Source organism: Pontimicrobium sp. MEBiC01747 (assembly GCF_053601635.1).
On sequence record NZ_JBSHNS010000554.1, the window covers coordinates 1 to 19747 of the forward strand.

The 19747-nt window shown below is 30.7% G+C and carries 20 protein-coding genes and 1 pseudogene; 5 read left to right on the forward strand and 16 right to left on the reverse strand.

Going from position 1 to position 19747, the window contains the following annotated elements:
• The 10 genes and pseudogenes from ACVC2P_RS18320 to ACVC2P_RS18365 all read right to left on the reverse strand — a co-directional run.
• Positions 1-505: pseudogene (locus ACVC2P_RS18320) on the reverse strand (F0F1 ATP synthase subunit A); the annotation flags it as partial.
• A 102-nt stretch (positions 506-607) separates the two neighbouring features.
• A complete protein-coding gene (locus tag ACVC2P_RS18325; RefSeq protein WP_452599896.1) occupies positions 608-1072 on the reverse strand; it encodes a DUF6168 family protein in 465 nt (154 codons plus the stop codon).
• The gene (locus ACVC2P_RS18330) at positions 1003-1221 is read right to left on the reverse strand and encodes an AtpZ/AtpI family protein (protein ID WP_452599897.1); all 219 of its coding nucleotides are present in this window, start codon (positions 1219-1221) and stop codon (positions 1003-1005) included. Before ACVC2P_RS18330 ends, ACVC2P_RS18325 begins: the two co-directional genes overlap by 70 nt.
• Positions 1193-1594, reverse strand: a complete 402-nt coding sequence (locus tag ACVC2P_RS18335; protein ID WP_452599898.1) for a bactofilin family protein — start codon at positions 1592-1594, stop codon at positions 1193-1195. The genes ACVC2P_RS18330 and ACVC2P_RS18335 overlap by 29 nt, the downstream gene beginning before the upstream one ends.
• Positions 1595-1627: 33 nt before the next feature.
• The gene (gene porW / locus ACVC2P_RS18340; protein ID WP_452599899.1) at positions 1628-4174 is read right to left on the reverse strand and encodes a type IX secretion system periplasmic lipoprotein PorW/SprE; all 2547 of its coding nucleotides are present in this window, start codon (positions 4172-4174) and stop codon (positions 1628-1630) included.
• A 126-nt stretch (positions 4175-4300) separates the two neighbouring features.
• Complete coding sequence (locus tag ACVC2P_RS18345) at positions 4301-5008, reverse strand: ABC transporter ATP-binding protein (protein ID WP_452599900.1); 708 nt, start codon at positions 5006-5008, stop codon at positions 4301-4303.
• Positions 5009-5033: 25 nt separating this feature from the next.
• Positions 5034-6506 (reverse strand): DUF5687 family protein, encoded by a 1473-nt coding sequence (locus tag ACVC2P_RS18350; protein WP_452599901.1) that lies wholly within the window; start codon positions 6504-6506, stop codon positions 5034-5036.
• 158 nt (positions 6507-6664) lie between these two features.
• Positions 6665-7387 (reverse strand): hypothetical protein, encoded by a 723-nt coding sequence (locus tag ACVC2P_RS18355; protein WP_452599902.1) that lies wholly within the window; start codon positions 7385-7387, stop codon positions 6665-6667.
• Positions 7388-8038, reverse strand: coding sequence for a hypothetical protein (locus ACVC2P_RS18360; protein ID WP_452599903.1), 651 nt, complete (start codon positions 8036-8038; stop codon positions 7388-7390).
• A complete protein-coding gene (locus tag ACVC2P_RS18365; protein ID WP_452599904.1) occupies positions 8038-8376 on the reverse strand; it encodes a PadR family transcriptional regulator in 339 nt (112 codons plus the stop codon). Before ACVC2P_RS18365 ends, ACVC2P_RS18360 begins: the two co-directional genes overlap by 1 nt.
• 112 nt (positions 8377-8488) lie before the next feature.
• Between ACVC2P_RS18365 and ACVC2P_RS18370 the strand changes: the two genes are divergently transcribed.
• Positions 8489-9544 (forward strand): 2Fe-2S iron-sulfur cluster-binding protein, encoded by a 1056-nt coding sequence (locus tag ACVC2P_RS18370; protein ID WP_452599905.1) that lies wholly within the window; start codon positions 8489-8491, stop codon positions 9542-9544.
• 10 nt (positions 9545-9554) lie between these two features.
• Here the strand turns inward: ACVC2P_RS18370 and ACVC2P_RS18375 are convergent, their stop codons facing one another.
• Positions 9555-10616 carry a helix-turn-helix domain-containing protein gene (locus ACVC2P_RS18375; protein WP_452599906.1) on the reverse strand — a complete coding sequence of 354 codons (1062 nt, stop codon included), beginning with the start codon at positions 10614-10616 and terminating at the stop codon, positions 9555-9557.
• A 122-nt stretch (positions 10617-10738) separates the two neighbouring features.
• Between ACVC2P_RS18375 and ACVC2P_RS18380 the strand changes: the two genes are divergently transcribed.
• The gene (locus tag ACVC2P_RS18380; RefSeq protein WP_452599907.1) at positions 10739-12463 is read left to right on the forward strand and encodes a hypothetical protein; all 1725 of its coding nucleotides are present in this window, start codon (positions 10739-10741) and stop codon (positions 12461-12463) included.
• Positions 12464-12706: 243 nt separating this feature from the next.
• Here the strand turns inward: ACVC2P_RS18380 and ACVC2P_RS18385 are convergent, their stop codons facing one another.
• Together ACVC2P_RS18385 and ACVC2P_RS18390 are read right to left on the reverse strand one after the other, a co-directional pair.
• Positions 12707-13723, reverse strand: coding sequence for a glycosyltransferase family 9 protein (locus ACVC2P_RS18385; protein ID WP_452599908.1), 1017 nt, complete (start codon positions 13721-13723; stop codon positions 12707-12709).
• A gap of 28 nt (positions 13724-13751) precedes the next feature.
• Positions 13752-14360, reverse strand: a complete 609-nt coding sequence (locus ACVC2P_RS18390) for a DUF4254 domain-containing protein (RefSeq protein ID WP_452599909.1) — start codon at positions 14358-14360, stop codon at positions 13752-13754.
• Positions 14361-14477: 117 nt separating this feature from the next.
• On the opposite strand from ACVC2P_RS18390, the gene upp reads away from it, so the two are divergent.
• Positions 14478-15137: a uracil phosphoribosyltransferase gene (upp, locus tag ACVC2P_RS18395; protein WP_452599910.1), complete on the forward strand. Its 660-nt coding sequence runs from the start codon at positions 14478-14480 to the stop codon at positions 15135-15137.
• On the opposite strand, the gene ACVC2P_RS18400 is transcribed toward upp, so the two are convergent.
• Positions 15126-16049 carry a DUF6427 family protein gene (locus tag ACVC2P_RS18400; protein WP_452599911.1) on the reverse strand — a complete coding sequence of 308 codons (924 nt, stop codon included), beginning with the start codon at positions 16047-16049 and terminating at the stop codon, positions 15126-15128. The two genes, upp and ACVC2P_RS18400, sit on opposite strands and share 12 nt — an antisense overlap.
• A gap of 38 nt (positions 16050-16087) precedes the next feature.
• Here ACVC2P_RS18400 and ACVC2P_RS18405 point away from each other — a divergent pair, with 38 nt between their 5' ends.
• Complete coding sequence (locus tag ACVC2P_RS18405; protein WP_452599912.1) at positions 16088-16315, forward strand: DUF6341 family protein; 228 nt, start codon at positions 16088-16090, stop codon at positions 16313-16315.
• Positions 16316-16328: 13 nt separating this feature from the next.
• Here the strand turns inward: ACVC2P_RS18405 and purD are convergent, their stop codons facing one another.
• Positions 16329-17600 (reverse strand): phosphoribosylamine--glycine ligase, encoded by a 1272-nt coding sequence (gene purD / locus ACVC2P_RS18410; protein WP_452599913.1) that lies wholly within the window; start codon positions 17598-17600, stop codon positions 16329-16331.
• A gap of 65 nt (positions 17601-17665) precedes the next feature.
• Between purD and ACVC2P_RS18415 the strand changes: the two genes are divergently transcribed.
• Positions 17666-18976 carry a phenylacetate--CoA ligase family protein gene (locus ACVC2P_RS18415; protein WP_452599914.1) on the forward strand — a complete coding sequence of 437 codons (1311 nt, stop codon included), beginning with the start codon at positions 17666-17668 and terminating at the stop codon, positions 18974-18976.
• On the opposite strand, the gene ACVC2P_RS18420 is transcribed toward ACVC2P_RS18415, so the two are convergent.
• Positions 18957-19736: a glycosyltransferase family 2 protein gene (locus tag ACVC2P_RS18420; RefSeq protein ID WP_452599915.1), complete on the reverse strand. Its 780-nt coding sequence runs from the start codon at positions 19734-19736 to the stop codon at positions 18957-18959. The genes ACVC2P_RS18415 and ACVC2P_RS18420 overlap by 20 nt on opposite strands.
• Positions 19737-19747 lie beyond the last annotated feature (11 nt).

Here is a 19747-nt window from a genome sequence, read left to right on the forward strand (position 1 = left end):
CTTTTGGAAGACTCCCATTTTTATATTTTTTTGCCATACGGCTAAACATAAAAAACATTAACAGTGCTACCATAAATATGGTAAAAACATTTTTTGTTATAGAAAAATCTAAAGGCTTATCGTTAGTTGCATGATGCTTCTCGTCGAAGTTAAGAGTTCCGTTTGCATCTGTCTTGTATATTTTACCATGGTATGATTTATAGAAACTACCATCTTTCTCAACTACAGCTTCTCCATGATGTAACTTAGAAGAAGAGAACACTTTTAACCCATTATCCCAAAGTATCACAGGTAAAGGGAACCCTACATATTTATGCTCCCCATTGTCGGCAGTGTATGAATACAAACTAAAATCATGCGAATCAAGTAAGTGATGATTTATGTATTCTTTTATTTCAGTTTTTATATCTCCATCATCAGTTTTTTTTCCTTCTGTTGCGAAAGAAAAAGCTGTTACAAAGAAAAACAATAAACAAATTGTTTTTAAAGAAAAAATATTCTGCATATCACTTATTATAAATAGTGGCTTAAAAATCGCTGCAAAGGTAGGCTTTTATATCAAAATCAAAAAAGAAAATTTCATATTATTTTAAACTCCTTTTTTTTGCTAATTATCTGAGTCTAATCTATTAAGAAATCTGGATAAAATAATACTATCTGTTATCAAGCATATTATGTATGGAATGAAGAAAGTAAAAAACTCATATCTGCTTAAATTTCCATCAGATGTATAATCAGGATAAAATAAAATAAAAAAGAAAACAAACTTAAACATACTCCCTAACATGAAAACAAAGCCTAATTGATCTTTTAATTTCTTCTTTAATAAGAATATTAATATTATCACTCCATTAGCTAATAATACATTGATACAATAAGAATATAATAATGACGTATAAGGTATCGGGCTTTTTATCATATTATTAATAAAATAATGTGGATAAAAAGCCACCGTGGCTACTACAAGAACAACAAAGAGGTTGATTAATAGATTTCTTAGAGTCAAGAGTTTAGTTTGTTTATTTGCTTTAATACTGCATACAAAGAAATAGCTACACCAGATAAAGTACAAGCTATTAGAAATCCTTTTCCTGATGGATTATAATTTTTATCTAACCATTTGCCTAATAAAATAAACAGGTATATGGTAACTCCCATTTGTATGGCTATACCAGATAATGCCGCTATATGCTTAAGCTGTTTTTTTGGTTTTTGAGCCACTTTGTAGTTCCTTTATTGTTGTTTGCATAACACACGACACATTAAATGTAGCTCCAGGTTCTACAGCTAATTTTTGTATTGTTACCTCTCCTTCTATTTGAGCAGATGATTTTAAAGTTAGTGTTCCTGCTAAATTTAATTTTCCTGAAAATTTACCTTCAAAATACGCATTAGCGCTTTCTAAAGTTCCAATAATTTCTCCTGTTTTCCCAACTACAACTTTTCCAGGTGTTTTTACATTACCTTCTATTACACCATCTATTCTTATATCTCCTTCACTAGAAAAGTCTCCTACTATTTTAGTGCCTTTTGCTATTTTATTTTGAATGGAGGTACCGTCTTGTCCTTTGTCTTTTTTGTTGTCGGAAAACATTTGCTATTAATTTTAGGGGATTATACTTTGCTATTATTGTGCTGTTAAATACGCTTCTAAGTTTTTGTGAATTTGTATAATTCTATAATTATCGGAAGAAATAGCAAACGATGGTTTTTCTATTTTATACCCTTCTCCTTCTTCTAATAATTGAGAAAACCCTTTTGCACCTTCTATACTTTTTAAGCCATGTACTACAACAAAGGTTGTATTTGGGTTGTACAAATCTATAGATGTTGTTAATTCGTAATACTTTACTTTTTTCACAGCTTCATCCAGAGCTTTTACAAAATCGTTAATCTCTTCTTTTTCTGCATTTTTAAATTGGTATATTACCTTAAAATGCTTGGCATCTGCATCATCGTTAAAGTTTTTATTAGAGATTACTTTAAATGCTTTATTAATAATGTCCTGTGCTTGTACACCTTCTTCTGTATTGGCATAATCTACTGCAATTGCATTTATACCTTTACTGTAAGCTTCAAAACCATATAGTCTACCAGATGCTGTTGCTTTTAATAGCTCGAATTTTGGCACGATAGCACCTCCTTCGAGTGCAGTAATATAATTCTCAGATTTTTCTATAACTTCTGCATATTTTTGTTCTTCGAATAGTTTATACGTGTTTTCATAAAGACTCTGCGGGCTATTTTCATCTTTAGCTGCTACAGATTCTGGATTACTTAAAATTTGTGCATAACGAGAGTCTGGATAATTTACTATAATTTCGTTTTTAGCTATGTTTGCTTCTCCATTTTCTCCTAAAGCTTCATAAATTTTATATAAGTTATATTTAGAAGGTAATATTAATCGTTCTTCTGGATTGCTTTTTAATAAGTTTAAAAATTTACTTTTTGATAGGTTATATTCTTTAAACTTTTCTTTATAAATTAACCCTAGTTGGTAATAGGCATAGTTTCTATCTTTTGACAGGCTATCTATTACTTTCTGTTCTGTTGGTATTTTAGCTATATACGTTTGCGGGTTGAAAGCTTCGCTATTTGCATCTACATCTAAAATTCCTGTTCCTGACGCAATGCCTATTCCTGTTGATGCTTTAGAGCTAGACCATCTCCAATTGTCTTTTAATTCGCGTTCTCCCCATATTTTTAAGAACTCGTTTCTACCATACCCTACTGTTTGCGTATTATAAAAATAGAATGAAGATTCAGCATTTGGCCCTCCTTTAGGGGTTACAATGTTTCCGCTTCCAGTATTATTTATTGCTAAACCTTGTTTTTGAGCTTCAATTTCTTTTCGTTCTTTTTCTGCTTCTGCCTCTGCTTTTAGCTTACTTGTGTATTCTTCAAAATAACTTAAGCGTTCGGCATCTGTCATTCTTACAAGTCTTAGAATACTATCGTTTGCCTCTGCAATATCTTCATATCGTATTACGTCGTCTAGATTTTCTCTTTTTCGTTTTATTACTCTAAATGGCTTACTGTCTTTAACCATATTAGTCATTGTGCTATCGTAATATGCTCCTGCATCTTTGTATGCGTTTGCATCGAAACTCATATCTCCTAATGTTTCAAAGTTTTTAGCTACTAAAATTTTGTCTTGAGATTGGGTTCTTATAGATTTATTATAATAAGCAAATGCTAAAGAGTCGTTATTTGTTTTAAGGTGGTATTCTCCTATTTGGTGATAAATTTTATCTAAAAACGGTCTGTTTTCTCTGTCTTCTTCTAAATCTGTTAGGTATTCTAAAAAAGCTATTTTGTCTCCTTTTTCGTAATCGAAGTTTTTAGATTTCTCTACATGTGCAGCAATATGATATTTACGAGGAATTTTTCTGTTTAATTCTATAACCTTATCGAAAGCTATGTTAGCACTATCTTTATCGTTTAACGCATTATACAGTTGTCCTTGTATAAAGCGGTAGCGTCCTTCTTCGTTTCGTTTTTTTGCAACATCTGCTGCTACACTTATTTGTGTTAGTGCACTGTCTAAAGACTTTGTGTTTATATAGGCCTGTGCTAATATCGATGTTGCATCTGCTAAGTCTTGTCCTTTTAATTCTTCTTGCTCTAGTAAACGTTTTAAGTTTTTTATAGCTAATTCATTATTTTCTAAACGAATATTTGTTTTCTCTCTCCAAACTTTTGCTTGATTTATATTACTACTTGCCGGGTACTTATACAGAATATAATTAAAGGCTTCTAGTGCTGGTACAAAGCGTTGATCGAAATATCGTGCTTTCCCTAATAATAAGTAGGCTTCGTCTATTTGAGGGTTTTTTTCTTTTCCTTGAATATTCATACCGTGTCGCTGCACGGCTTTTACGGCTTTTTCTTCGGCTTTAGAAAAACTCTCGTTTTTAGATTGCCCAGGCAAAATAGCATCTTCATCTATTTGCATACGCTCTATAGGAAGTATCTCCCAATAATTGTCTTTATATGAATTATTAAGGTTCTCTCTTCCTTTTTCTAAGGCTTCATAACCATTGAATAGAGTATTATACTCTGCGGTTACCGCATGAAAATTTCTACTTATAAAATTGTCTTTTTTACGAGAGCAACTTGTTATAATTACTGCAGAAACTGCTACGAATACTATGGGTTTTAGTGCTATTTTCAACGTTGTTGTATTTAGTCTAATACATAAACTTTAAACTTGCGCAAATATTATATATTTATCGCACAAGCACGTAAAAATAAGCATCTTTTTCAGTTTTTACCAATTAAACTGAAAAATTGAAGGCTTTTACACTTCGCTTGCTTGAGAAAAATGTGCTTCTAATTCTTTTAAAGTTGCTTCGCTTGTTTTTAAATCTTTAACAACTTCTCCTTTTTCCAAAACCACAATACGTTCGCAAACGTCTGTAACATGCAATAAATCATGGCTAGATATTAAAACCGTTACGCCTTGTTTTTCGGCTAAATTTTTCACGATTCCTTTTAATCGTATTTGCGTGGTTGGATCTAGGTTAGCAAAAGGCTCATCTAAAATAATTACTTCTGGATTTCCTATTAATGCTGCTACAATCCCTGCTTTTTTCTGGTTTCCTTTACTTAGGTCTCTTAAATACTTTTTCTGCCCTAAGATTTCCCCGTGAAAAAAGTCTTCAAATTGCGATAATAGTGCATCAACATCACTCGGTTTTTGTCCTCTAAGCTCCCCTATAAAGTAGAAGTACTCTTCTGCTGTTAGGTAGCCTATTAAAAAACTTTCATCTATAAACGAAGCGGTAAACGGTTTCCAATCTTCACTTTCATGAACCATAACACCATTGTTCTCTATATGGCCAGTTGTTGGTTGTATTAAATCTAATAACAAACTAAAATAAGTGGTCTTTCCAGCTCCATTGTTTCCTACTAGCCCAAAACTTTGTCCTTTTGGTATTTCTATGCCTTCTATATTTAAAACAGTGACATCATTATATTTTTTTGAAAGATTTGATGTTATTATCATGATCTTGTTTAGTTTAAGTGTTGTGTTATTTTTTTTCTGAAAAAGCTGCTATTGTTTTGTATTTTCCTTTTTGGTATTCTGCTTCAATTTTTCTAAAAATAAAGTTTCTAAAAATTATTCCTAATGCTCCACCTAGCGCTAACGTAATAATCCCTGCTTCATAATTTATTAACTTATAGGGTATATAAAACAATAGCATTGGTAATAAAAACTTTGGTAATGCTATAAGTAACTGGGTAGGATTAAATCCATTTGTATTACTAAATGCTTTTGCTTTTACATTTAACTCTACTGGCACTCTATTTAAAACACCTCCATACAGTGTTAAAAAAGAGTTTAACCCTATGTTAAACAATGCTCCTGCTGCGATCATTCCGAAAATATCCCACCCAAAGTAAATATATGGTGTGCTTAAAATAAACGATAATATTACCGCAAAAACCATTAAGTACCATTTAGATTGTAAATAGGTTTTGTATGGTATATTCTGGCTCATTAACATTTTATAGTATTCGCTATCCCAAGAGGGTACTAATTGCCCAAACGTCATTAAAAATCCTCCTGTTACAAACATAGATGCAAAAGCTAAAAACGCAGGCATACCTCTGTAAGTCTCTTGTGTGTAAAATATTAAGCCATAAAAAAGAAAAAGAAAAGACATAAACATAACTTGCCTAGGCCTTACATTTCTCCATATTAGTTTTACATCGTTTTTAATAAATGGTGCCACGGCTCCAAAGCGATTCATCCAAGATAAATCTGCTGCATTTACTTCTTTCACTTTTTTAGATACAGCATCGTCTAAATAAAATCCGTTCTTTATATAATTAAAGTTTACTCTATAAAGTACAATAGCTAATAATGTTGGTACAATAGCTAAATATGGGGTGTTGTATAGATAATTAAATGCAACTCCTATAGGTTTTGATATTTTAAAGCCCCCATAGACTTCCATAGCTACAAAAGCGACTAGTAATGTTAAAATAGCATAAAAGGCTTTATTATTTTTATTAATTAAAAAGTTTAGAAAGTTATTAGAAAGCGTAATTGCTACCATAGCCAAAAGCCAGCATAACACATTTATTACTGGATATTCCTGCGCTAATAACACAATACTAAATGGCACGAATATAAATAATGGTAAAAAGTTAAAAAACGATATACTTGTTTTTCCTAACAGAAAATGAATGACTGTATTTCGTTTAACAGGAATCGTCATTAATGGCTTTACATTCATTACTGGTAATTGCTGCATAAAATAACGAATAAGTAAATCGAAAAGAAACCAGTAAATTAAAAAATTATTGACTGTTTGAATAGGATCGACTGTTGGTATTGCTTTTTTAAGAATGAAAAACAATCCTGCGCCTAACATAATTGCCGCCCCTCCAAAATATAACACAGCTAAAAAGAGTAATATTTTAATTGCCAATCCTTTTTGGAAATAGGAAGCCCGCCTAAATTGCTTCCACTCTAAACTTATAAAACGTTTAAACATATTATTATTTGATTAGATTTAAATGTTAGTATTATAAAACTGAAAATTGTTACAAACTATATTCTATATAGGTTTCTTTTAACAAGTATTCTGCCTCTTCTTGCAATAACACTAGACTAATGTAACTGTATAATATAGTAATGAAACTACATATTAAATTAAGAATGCATTAATTTATAATATGTTTTATATTTATTAGCTGTTTTTAGATAGGTATCTATACTTGCTCTAACAAAAGGGTATAGCACAAAAATCATAATTATAAATATAATATAAGGTTTAGGCTCTCCTTTGTCATAAAAAAGATTCATTGTATTTAAAGGCAATTGCACAAGCATAACTAAACCAAATAATTGGTTTGTAACTAGGCTCATGTTTAATGATTTACGAATGAATTTTTTATTAACACCATATAAAAGAATATAAGTATAGGGTACAAAAACAAAAGCTATCCCTAAAATTAATGCTGCTTTTTCTGAATTCTGAAAGACAATAATTAACGAGAAGACAATTACAATATATTCTAATAAAAATTTAGGTGTTTTAAAATTGTCCAATACCGTTCTCCATATTTGTTTTCTTAGCTTTCTCCCTAATTCTTTTTGCTTTGATAATGTGAATTTATTAAAACCCTTATTATCACTATATAATGCTTTATTAAATATAGATGTTAAACTTACTCCATAAGTATTAGCAGTATTACCAAATCCTTTATGAACTTCAATTAATGCTTCATTAAAAGAAATGCCTTCGTTTGTTATTTTGTACTCAACTGCTAAAATTATATGATCTAATAACTCTAAACGAACGTCCCAATATTTCACGCCATTCTTAATTAAATATTGGTCTATAAACTGTATTTCTTCTTTAGAGAGCTTCACTTAAATAATATTTTTAAACTTTAGTTCAGATTCTTTTTTAAATTTAACAGCTGTCATTAAGAATAAAACAGGCAGTATAAATAAAATAGATTTCCCTATTAAATAAACATAGGTATAGCCTTTAGAAAAATCAGGGTTATATTTAAAATTGAAAATTATATACACATATAAGAAACACATCCCGAAAACAATCAGCAATCGTTCTAAGGCAGAATATCTTATCTTATTTTTCCACCAGGTTATTATATTCATCAAAATAAACCCCAATATTAAAAAGGCCGTAACATTGCTAACAAGATCATTAAAAGTTTGAACCTCTAATTGGTTTAGTCCAAAATATAATATCAACCCAATTATTATAAACAATAAACCTCCTTTTATTGAAAACAACTCCTTAAAAAGTGTTTTTAATATTCTTTTATCTGTTGCTTTTATAAATATCCTGTAATTATCTAATATGGTCTTTTTATTTTTCACCATATAGTCTTTAAAAATAACATAAAAAGATCTATCATCACCCGTTCTTATTTGCTCTTCTATTTCTGTAGCAATATGATCTATCATCTCTAACCTAACATCATTATAAATAATCCCCGAATTACCCAGGTAATTATCTATAAACTCTATATTCTCTTTTGTTAATGTATTCATTATTCTAAGCTAAATTTAGGATTAACTAATGCTTGCATTGTTTTAATATAACTTTCTAATTCTGCCAACTTATTAACGGTTTCTTTAGTCCCATTTTCTGTTAACTTATAATATTTACGGAGTCTGTTATCTACCTTTTGTACCTCTACATCTAGTAAACCTTCTGCTTCTAACTTATGCAGCGCGGGGTACAAAGCACCTTCTGTTATTTTTAGTTCACCTTTTGTTATCTCTTTAACTTTTTGAGTTATTTCGTAACCATACATTTTATCACTCTCATTTAAAAGTTTTAAAATAATGGTCGCTAAACTCCCCTTATATAATTTTGAATTGCTCATAACACAAATATATACATAATTTTCTTATGCATAAGAAAATTATGTATTATTTTTTTCATAATTGGTTTATTTAACTAAAACGGCTTCACTATTTTTACAAAAAAATTATACGATGTCTCAATTTTATAAACTTACAATACAAAATATACATAGAGAAACTGCTAAATGTGTTACGCTTACATTTAATGTTCCTAACGATTTAAAAAATACTTTTGCATTTAAAGCTGGACAATACATCACTTTAAAAGCAAATATTAATGGTAACGACGTAAGACGTGACTATTCATTATGTTCTTCTCCTAAAAGTGGTGTTTTTAAAGTAGCTGTAAAAGAAGTAGAGAATGGTACTTTTTCTAAATATGCTAACAATGACTTAAAAGAAGGTGATACTTTAGAGGTTGCACCACCAAACGGACGTTTTATTTTTGAAGCTGATGCTTCTAAAACCAGAACTATTGCAGCTTTTGCTGCTGGTAGTGGGATTACACCTATATTAAGTATTGCAAAAACAGTTTTAGAAAACGAGCCTAATAGTACTTTTATATTAGTTTATGGAAACAAAACAATACAAGACACTATATTTTTAAATGAATTATTAGAACTACAAAACACATACAGCAATCGTTTTACTATACAATTCGTTTATAGTAAAGCACAAGAGCAAAATGCTCTTTTTGGAAGAATAGAAAAAAGCACTGTTAACTTAATTGTTAAAAATAGATATAAAGATATTACTATTAATGCCTTTTACTTATGCGGACCAGAAGCTATGATTAATACCGTTAAAGATGTCCTATCTGAAAACGGCATTGTAGATTCTTCTATTTTTTACGAGCTTTTTAAAGCTTCTACACCAACTAATGCTGAGGAAAATATTGGTGCAGACGGCAATACCTTAATAAAAGTTATTGTTGATGATGAAGAAGCTACTTTTAAAATGTCTCAAAAAAAGACCATACTTGAAGCTGCTTTAGATCAAGATTTAGATGCGCCCTACTCCTGTCAAGGAGGTATTTGTAGTAGTTGTATTGCAAAAATAACAGAAGGTAACGCGGTAATGAGACAAAACAATATTCTTACCGATAGTGAAGTTGCAGATGGCTTAGTGTTAACATGTCAAGCACAGCCTACTACAGCGAAAATAACAGTAGATTATGATGATGTATAAGTAACCCTTATTACAAACTTTCTTTGTTCTTGTACTGCGAGGGTGTATACCCTGTATATTTTTTAAAAGTTGAATTAAAACCAGATTTCGAATTGAAACCAGACAATCCCCCTATGGCTTCAATTGTATAATTTTGATGATTTTTGTCGGTTAGTAGTTTCTTTGAGTATTCTATTCTGTAGTCATTGATAAAATTAGAGAAATTTTTATCATATCTCTTATTTATTAAATGAGATAGGTATTTCTCATTTGTTCCTATGTCTTTTGCCAATGTTTTAACCGTAAGCTTTGAGTTTAAAAATACACTCTCCATCTTAATCTTTTGAATGAGTTTTTCATTTATATCATTCAAAACCCTATCGAAATCTTCCCCTTCATTATCATCGACCATTACTTGAGAATGAGCAACCTTCCATACACAATAATATGAAACTATAAAATATAGTATGTAATAAAACTTCAACGTTGTTTTTAAATACGAATCTGATATGAAATAATTCTGAATAATCCATATCAATATGTAAACATCGTAAAGTAAAACGAAACAAAACAAGAAAAACTTATTCTTATCCTCTATATAAAATTTCTTGGAAGGTATGCATTTGAGTAGTTTATAAGCTTTATAACTGTAGTATATTGTTGATATAGGAAAAATAAATAGAATAATTACATAATTGGAATAACTCATTACATTTTCTACAACTTCGTATGTAAAATTATCATCGTCCTTTTCTATACCAAAATATATTAAGCAGAAAATATTGATAAGAAATAACGCTGCTGGTAAATAATAATTTTTATTATCATACACCCCTATTTTCAACCTATCATACACTATGTTGTATAATAATGGAGGTAATAACGTAAGCCAAACAAAAAACAGTAGAGAAAAAACATTTATTACTTCTTCTACAAAAACAGATTTATAATCTGATGCTACAATCAAACTACCAAAAAGCAAAAACCAAGACAGGTAAAAAAAGAGCTCTATTCTGCTTCTCTTCTTTTTAGCATAATGAAAAAGAGCCATTGAAAAGACCAAAAAGGATATTGTAATTATTGCAGGTTTCATAAAATTAGCTGGGACAACTAACCAAATATAGGGAAAATAGTACTGATTCCGTAATACTGTACATCATCAAATCTTCTTTTATACATAGTATCTATAGATTTGAAAAAATCAAAAAAAACGCCATGAAAACAAATCATTTTATTCTAATGTTGTTTAGTATACTAACTACTCTTGCCTATTCTCAAGTAGGTATTGGTACAACATCTCCTGATGCAACTTTACATATAGTTGGGACTACAACTTTAGGAAGCACTGGTGGTACTACTAATTTAATTAATGAAGATTTTTCAAGCTACACTGTTATCCAAAACTATACCCCAGATACTTCATGTACAACTACCACAGGTTGGATTACCAGTAGCTCTGCCCCAGCCACATACGAATGTTCTAATTGTGTTGGTCCCTATTTATATATTGATTCTGACGATTCTGGGTGCAATCAAAATGCTACTGCTTTACTTAATTTTACTCCAACAACAACATCTGTAGACCTCTCTTTCGATTATGCTGTTAGAGAGTATTCTTCTGGAGCAGATTCTTTTAGAGTTTATTTACATGATGGCATCTCACAAGTTGGAGCAAATCTTGTAAATATAAATACTGGAGGCGATACAGACACCTCTTATTCTGGAACATTAACCGTAACAGCCGGCACAAGCTACTCGATAAGGCTAGAGTATATTGGAACATATGCTTACGGTGCCACTGTAGATAATGTTCTAGTAACAGAGACCTCTACAGCCAGTTCAGGTAGCTATACTTTTAGGCTAGAGGATGGCCAACAACAATCTGGTTATGTTCTTACTAGTGATGCCAATGGCTATGCAACATGGATGGCTCCCAACGGAGGTTCTGGCACAGATAGCCAAACACTTTCTATAACTGGAAACCAATTAAGCATATCCAATGGCAATACAGTAACTATACCAACTTCTGGAGGAACTGGAATTTATACTTTTACGAACGGACTGACAGAATCTTTAGGAACTGTTAGATTAGGTGGCACTCTAACTAATGCTACTTATTTAGATTTAAATACTAATGATTTATATTTTGAGGGTAGTGGAACAGGAAATATTACTTTTGAAGACAATGCTGGCCAACCCGCTATGACTACGAATTTTGCAGAAGGCTATATAAACTTTGGCTCTGGTAGTGCTTTTGTAGATGCTGACGATGGAACCACATTTACCGATACATATGGAGGTGGCCCATTTACTAAAACGTTTGTTTTAGGCGCCTATAATGGAGCATCTGGAGGAACTTCAATAGCTTTAGGCTCCATAGAATATATCGTTGATGGAACCAACGAATTATTCTATGAAGGTGGTGCATTTAGCCCCATGACTAACCTTGGAGCTGATCTAGGAGCAGATCCTTTTTCTGGAACCACAAGAATGTGGGATGATGTCTACGCAGATGACTTTATCACACCAACAAATACATACTCTAGAAATAGTGGAAGGGCATCAAATTTAAGTCAAAGAGGGTTGTCTGAAATATTAAGATTGAAACCCATCTCTTATTTAGACAATACATCTACTGTTAATAAAACTAGTATACCAGACAATTTGAAAGATACTAAACTGGGCTTCTATGCCAATGAGCTTCTAGAAGTTATTCCAGAAGCTGTTAAAACTTCCGATTGGGTACATCTCGATGAATCTGACAGAAAAACGAGAGTTACCTATGCTAAACCAAAAGGCATAATGCCTTATCAAATTATACCAGTAACAGTAAAAGCTATCCAAGAACAACAAGAGCAAATAGAGTTATTAAAAGAGGCTGTAGAGGAATTAAAGAAACAGAATAAATCTCTTAAAACATTAATAGAATCAAAAAAGTAATTAGCTTAAAAGCTATCGAAAGTAAACTACAGGTTGTTAACGATTAAAATACTTTTAATCTATAAAAACAAACACTTTATCGAAATGATATTATTTTTCTCATTTAAAAGTATTTTTTATCGACAAAACGCTTAAATTTATTTTAGTTTATAACTCTAAAAATAGATTTGTTAGTTTAAGGGATGATACTCGATTTTAAGATTGTTATAAATTAAAATGTCTCATCTTTCGGTGAGACATTTTTTATATAATACTTTCTAATCGCTGTATTATTGTTTCTGGAGTAATTGTTCTTGCCGCATCTTCATAATCATCAGGATATTTATTTCCATAAATAGAGGTAGGTATTAAAGGGTATTTCGTTCTATCTGGAAGTATTTGGTGTTGCTCTGGTTGTGCAAATGGAGCAAAGCCTGCATAAGGGTGTGTAACATTCCAAATAGTAATTACTTTTACTCCTAGCATTGCTGCAATATGGGCATTCCCTGAGTCCATAGCTAACATTACATCTAGATTAGAAATGATATTTAATTCTTCATTTAAATTAAACTTTCCTGCTAAGTTAACGACATTTCTATACTTATTTTGAAACTTATTAAGCTTTTCCTCTTCATTTATACCGCCTCCAAATAGTAAAATTTTATAATTCTCAGATAGATTTTTAATCACAGATTCAAGCAAATCCAATGGGTACATTTTAGACTTGTATTGTGCAAAAGGGGCAATACCAATCCATTTTTTGGTATTATTACCTATTAATTTTAAAGCGGTATCATTTATTTTATTAGTTCTAATATCTGTTTTTTTAGATAAATCAATAAAATAACCTATCTCTTTAAAGACATCTACATAGCGTTCATGAGTTGTTTTTAGTTGCTTAAAAATTTCTCCTTTTACTAATAACTTCTTCTCTGCTCTACCTTTATCTATCTGCTTAAACACTTTTCCAAATAGAAAAAACTTAAGAAGTTTAGTTCTTAATACATTATGTAGGTCAACTATTGCATCAATCTTTAACGCCTTTAATTCTTTAGATAGTTTAAATATACCTAAGATACCTTTATGTCTTCCTTTTAAATCGGCTTCGTATATTGAAGTGTTGGGTAAATCGCGAAAAAATGGTTTAAAAAAAGCACGTGTAAGAACTGTAAGCTTAACTTCTGGGTATTGGCTGGTTAATGCCCGCAAGACCGGAACAGTCATGGCTACATCTCCCATAGCCGAAAGACGAATCACTAAAATATGTTTTGGCTTCGGCATGTTATATTAACACAATAAGTAAGTTTTATTACTTCTGGTTTCTTAATACAGGGTTTAATTCGTCGTCATTGTACATTTTCATTTGCTTATAAACTTTCATGTACTTATCTCCCTTTTCTATATCTGCAATTAAATCATCTATAGCAGTGCTTAAATCTACACGTTGCTCTAGTAAAATATCTAATTTTTTTTGACAGGTTGCAATATGAGTTTCAGAAGCATCTTTTCTTTCTACTTCTTCATTCATATGGTAAATTTTTAATGCAAGTATAGATAATCTGTCTATTGCCCAAGCTGGACTTTCGGAGTTTATTTTTGCAGAGTCTTTAGGGATTATATCTGCATATTTATCTAAAAAATAACTGTCTATATACTCCACCATATCCGTTCTGTCTTGGTTAGAAGCATCTATTTGACGTTTTAAAGTTAAGGCAGCTACAGGATCTATTTGTGGATCTCTAATAATGTCTTCATAATGCCATTGCACTGTATCTATCCAACATTTTCTATATAATAAATGCTCTATTAAATGCTCATTCTTATCATAAACATTGGTAAACTCTTGATCTACCGTATTTATTACATGGTATTTATTTATTACATCTTGAAAAATAGCATTTGCCTTGTTTGTAAACATATTATATAATTTTAAAACGCAAAACTACGCAAATTATATAAGAATCTTATAATAGATAAATGTAACTCTGCTAGTAAATAATTAACTTTACATTCTTAAAAATCAAGTTTTGTTATTATGATTATACACAATATATCTTCTAAAAACTCTATTTTAAATACATTTATTTCTGAAATAAGAGATCAATCTATCCAAAAAGATAGCATGCGTTTTAGACGAAATATTGAACGCATTGGAGAAATTTTGGGTTACGAAATGAGCAAAACCTTTAAATACAATTCTAAAACGATACAAACTCCTCTAGCCAAAGCCATAATGGAGTTACCAGAAAATAATGTAATTTTATGCTCTATTTTAAGAGCTGGTGTTCCTTTACATAATGGTTTATTAAATTATTTTGATACAGCTGAAAATGCTTTTATTTCTGCATACAGACACCATAAAGATAATCCTGAAGTATTTGAAATTATTGTAGAATATCTAGCTTGCCCTAATTTAGAAGGTAAGACTTTAGTTTTAGCAGATCCAATGGTTGCTAGCGGACAATCTTTAGTCGCAACTTATGAAGCTTTAAAACCTTTTGGAGAGCCTAAAGAAATACATTTAGTTGCTGTAATTGGGGCAGAAGAAGGCATTGATTTTATTAAGGATAAATTTCCTAATAATACGCATTTATGGATTGCCACTATAGACCAAACATTAAATAGTAAAGGCTATATTGTTCCTGGATTAGGAGATGCTGGCGATTTAGCTTTTGGGGAGAAATTACAGCATTAACAGTATAAATGGTGTAATTACTATTATTAATATAAACACCTCTTTAAACCATTTCTCTTTAATCATTTCTGCATAATTAGTAATTATAATAGCTAATGGCGCAAATAAAAACAAAAACTCGCTACCATCTTTTTCTGGCGATAATAACAAAACTAAAAAGGCAATACAACTTGTTGCAAACACAATTCTATAAGTAGCCCGCAATACCTTTTTTTTCTTTTTAATAGCTTTTAAATAATATACAGAAGACCAAATACCAAAAGAAAATAATAATGTTATAGCAACAATATACTGTGTTGAATTATAATAGCTATAATCTAAACTTATCTCTGGAGTAATATTTAATATCGAAAAGAAATCATTATTAAAAATAACCGAACACGCCGAAGCAATTAGAGCTACAGTTATAATGCCTAATACTGGAACGAACCAATGTTCTATTTTATTTTTAGAGTGAAAAAATAAAGTGACTAAAATAATAACAAAAAATAAAATCGCCCAAAAGTAGAAAAGTGTTGCTATACCAATAAATAAAGCAGCATCATACAGTTTTTTAACAAGCTCTTTTTGAGACCTCAGACTTAATAAACGGCGTATAGCTAATAGCAAAAAAAGGTTAGCTAAAACAATATCTATATGCAAAAAAACTTTAGGAAAAAGAAGTAAAAACAAACTAAAAAAGAAAACTTCGTAATTACTTTTTTGCGATAAATAATTTTTACTTACTATAAAATCTGTTAATAAAATCGAAAAATAACAAGACAGAAAAACAAGGTTTAATTTTACAATATAGCTTGCTGTTAATTCAGTTTCATCAAACTTTAAAATAGCTACAAAAAAGGCTAAAAGCGAAATGAAAAAAACAATTAAAAAATTAATTGGTTTAGATTTACTAAAAATACTTGTAATCATTATCTGTTTTTGTATTTTTGCCTTATAAATATACTAATATGAAAGATTTATTTTACGCAATCCAAGATTTATTTGTAAACGTTTTATTTGCTCCTTTTGATGCTTTTAGAGCTCAAGAACTTGAAAATTGGTGGTCTGCAAATATTATGAATTGGATTTTTATGATTGTTGGTGCTGTTGCAATAACTTACTGGATGATTCAATTAAAGAAATTTAATGCCAATAACGAAGAAGATAAGAGCATATCATCACACTCTTACCTATAATCGTTATTTTATCTTATAAATCGAAACCAATATCTTTTCGATAATTCATCTTATCAAAATGTAGTTTTTCTATATTTTGATAAGATTTTTTTATGGCTTCTTGGTAAGTCTCTCCATAACTAGTTACAGCCATTACTCTTCCTCCAGAGGTTACTATTTTACCTTCTTTTACTGTTGCTCCTGCATGAAATACTATTGAGTTTTCAACAGATTCAATCCCAGATATTACTTTTCCTTTTTCGTAGGCTTCTGGATAACCTCCAGACACTAGCATTACTGTAGTTGCTGCACGCTCATCTATTTCTATATCTATAGTGTTTAACGTTTGGTTAGCTATGGCTTCAAAAACGTCTACTAAATCGTTTTTTAAGCGCGGTAACACGACTTCGGTTTCTGGGTCTCCCAATCGTACATTATATTCTATTACAAAAGGATCATTACCTACTTTAATTAGGCCAATAAATACAAACCCTTTATATGGTAAATTATCTTTTTCTAGTCCTTGTATGGTTGGAATTACTATGCGTTCTTTTATCTTAGACATAAAGGCTTCGTCTGCAAATGGCACTGGCGAAACGGCACCCATTCCTCCTGTATTTAATCCTGTATCTCCTTCTCCTATGCGTTTATAGTCTTTTGCTGTTGGTAATATTTTATAGTTTTTACCATCTGTTAATACAAAACAGCTTAATTCTATACCATCTAAAAACTCTTCAATAACAACCTTTGTACTTGCGTTTCCAAACTTAGCATCTACTAACATAGATTTTAACTCAGCTTTAGCCTCATTAATATCATTTAGTATTACAACTCCTTTTCCTGCTGCTAAACCATCTGCTTTTAATACGTAAGGGGGGTTTAATGTTTCTAAAAAGGTATAGCCTTCTTCAACAGTATCTTTATTAAAACTTTGGTATGCTGCCGTTGGTATATTATGCCTAAACAAAAACTCTTTAGCAAACTCCTTGCTCCCTTCTAATTCTGCAGCTGCTTTTTGTGGCCCAATAACTGCTACGTTTTTTAAAGCATCATCATTTAAAAAGAAATCATGTATACCTTCTACTAAAGGATCTTCTGGCCCTACAACAACCATATTAATGTTGTTTTCTAGAACCAAGGCTTTAATTGCTTCAAAATCTGTAACTTTTATATTTACATTTTCTGCTATTTGGGCAGTACCAGAGTTCCCTGGTGCTACAAATAATTGTTTTGCTTTTGGACTTTGTGCCAATTTCCAAGTAATAGTGTGTTCTCTTCCACCAGAACCAAGTATTAAAATAGTCATAGTTTGTTGTTGTTTGCGCAAAAATAATTATTTACTTTACATAAACATATTTATACGTTTTTCTTTTGAATTTATTTAATCTTTCTCTACGAATTAATGGCTTCCCTATTAAAGAAGCTTCTACTGCTTTTAAAGTTATTAAAAACTTAAACGACACAGAATATGAAGCTTATTTTTATAAGCAGCGAGACACTATTATAAATTATCATTTACAAAATAATTCGTTTTACAAACAGTTAGCCTCCAATATAAACCCAAAAGATTGGAATAGTATTCCTGTAATAACAAAACTAGATTTACAACAACCTCTAGAAAATAGGTTATCTAAAGGGTACTCGGCTAAAAATTGCCATATTCATAAAACTTCTGGATCTTCAGGAACGCCTTTTATTTTTGCAAAAGACAAATATTGCCATGCTATTACTTGGTCTGGTTTTATAGATAGATATAGTTGGTATAATTTAGATTTTAACACTTCTAAACAAGCTCGTTTTTACGGAATCCCCTTAAATACAATAGGGTATTATAAGGAGCGCTTAAAAGACCTTTTAAGTCGTCGTTATCGATTTTCAGTTTTTGATTTAAGTGATGCTCAACTAGAAAAAAACCTCAACAAATTTAAAAATACTGCTTTCGATTATATTAATGGCTACACGAGCTCTATAGTTCAGTTTGCTAAATTTTTAGAGCGCAAAAATAGTATTCTAAAAGAGAGTTGCCCTAGCTTACAAGTTTGTATTGTAACTTCTGAAATGCTTTTTGATAATGATAAAGCGCTTTTAGAAAAACAATTTGGTATTCCCGTAGTGAACGAATACGGCGCAGCCGAGTTGGGCTTAATAGCATTTCAAAATATCGATGATGAATGGATAGTAAATAGTGAGGATTTATTTATTGAAATCCTAGATGAAAACAACCAACCTGTTCCTAATGGACAAGAAGGCAAAGTTGTTATTACTTCGCTTTACAACAAAGCACATCCTTTTATTCGTTATCAATTGGGAGATATTGGTGCGTTTTCGGAAAAAAGCACTCTTAGAAAACCTATTTTAAAACATTTAGTTGGACGCACTAACGATATTGCTATTTTACCTAGTGGAAAACGTGCAGCTGGTTTAACCTTTTACTACGTTACTAAAACTATTATTGAAGACGACGGAAATGTAAAAGAGTTTATTATTGAACAACTTAAACTAGATACTTTTAAAATAAGCTATGTTAGTGAAAGTCCTCTTTCTAAAGAGAAAATAGAGCTTATTAAGGGCGCTATTTCTAAATATTTAGAAACAGGTTTATCTGTTTCTTTTGAGCGTAAAACAGTATTAAAACGTGCTAAAAGTGGTAAACTGAAGCAGTTTAGTTCTCACTTAAATTAACCGTTTGCTTAGATTTTACTAAAAAGTGTTCTTTTAAAAACACTAACATACTATAGATTGATTTTATTGTAGAAAATCCTAATCCTTTTTTATAAACAGCATAATTGTACTTTAACAAATTAACTTTATTTGAAGATATTGAGTTTTCTCTAATACGATAATATGCTAAAGATTCTTGAATGCCTTGTGCTGGTTTTTTAGATTTTTTTACGGCTGCTAACCATATTAACCAATCTTGGCGTTTTCGCAAATTTGGCGACATTACTTTACCTAAAGTTGCAGTATTATACATTCCTGTTAGGTTACCGATATAATTACTTTTTAAAAATTTTTTATAGGTTAAAACTGGTAATGCTTTTACTAATTTATTTAATGGTTTTCCTTGTTCGTCTATTTGTTCATAGCTACTAAAGCTAACATCGCAATTATGAATTTGCATAAAAGCAACTTGCTTTTCAAGTTTTTGTGGTTTCCATAAATCGTCTGCATCTAAAAAGGTTATGTAGTCTCCTTTTGCAGCCATGATGCCTTTATTTCTAGTAATTGCCGCTCCAGAGTTTACAGTATTTTCTAATAATTTTATATTAGACTGTTTTTTAATAAAGCGGTTAACAATCTCTATTGTTTTATCTGAAGACTTATCGTCTATAAGTAATAACTCCCAGTTTGTATAGGTTTGTGCTATAATGCTGTTTACAGTGTCTACTATAAAAGCTTCAGAATTATACATTGGGGTTATTATAGAGACTAATTTATTCATTTATAAAGCTG

Coding starts and splice junctions, on each gene's coding strand:
- ACVC2P_RS18335 (WP_452599898.1), bottom strand. CDS start 1,594: ATGTTTTCCGACAACAAAAAAGACAAAGGACAAGACGGTACCTCCATT.
- ACVC2P_RS18390 (WP_452599909.1), bottom strand. CDS start 14,360: ATGTTTACAAACAAGGCAAATGCTATTTTTCAAGATGTAATAAATAAA.
- ACVC2P_RS18405 (WP_452599912.1), top strand. CDS start 16,088: ATGAAAGATTTATTTTACGCAATCCAAGATTTATTTGTAAACGTTTTA.
- purD (WP_452599913.1), bottom strand. CDS start 17,600: ATGACTATTTTAATACTTGGTTCTGGTGGAAGAGAACACACTATTACT.
- ACVC2P_RS18400 (WP_452599911.1), bottom strand. CDS start 16,049: ATGATTACAAGTATTTTTAGTAAATCTAAACCAATTAATTTTTTAATT.
- upp (WP_452599910.1), top strand. CDS start 14,478: ATGATTATACACAATATATCTTCTAAAAACTCTATTTTAAATACATTT.
- ACVC2P_RS18375 (WP_452599906.1), bottom strand. CDS start 10,616: ATGAAACCTGCAATAATTACAATATCCTTTTTGGTCTTTTCAATGGCT.
- ACVC2P_RS18385 (WP_452599908.1), bottom strand. CDS start 13,723: ATGCCGAAGCCAAAACATATTTTAGTGATTCGTCTTTCGGCTATGGGA.
- ACVC2P_RS18350 (WP_452599901.1), bottom strand. CDS start 6,506: ATGTTTAAACGTTTTATAAGTTTAGAGTGGAAGCAATTTAGGCGGGCT.
- ACVC2P_RS18345 (WP_452599900.1), bottom strand. CDS start 5,008: ATGATAATAACATCAAATCTTTCAAAAAAATATAATGATGTCACTGTT.
- ACVC2P_RS18360 (WP_452599903.1), bottom strand. CDS start 8,038: ATGAATACATTAACAAAAGAGAATATAGAGTTTATAGATAATTACCTG.
- ACVC2P_RS18420 (WP_452599915.1), bottom strand. CDS start 19,736: ATGAATAAATTAGTCTCTATAATAACCCCAATGTATAATTCTGAAGCT.
- ACVC2P_RS18370 (WP_452599905.1), top strand. CDS start 8,489: ATGTCTCAATTTTATAAACTTACAATACAAAATATACATAGAGAAACT.
- ACVC2P_RS18380 (WP_452599907.1), top strand. CDS start 10,739: ATGAAAACAAATCATTTTATTCTAATGTTGTTTAGTATACTAACTACT.
- ACVC2P_RS18365 (WP_452599904.1), bottom strand. CDS start 8,376: ATGAGCAATTCAAAATTATATAAGGGGAGTTTAGCGACCATTATTTTA.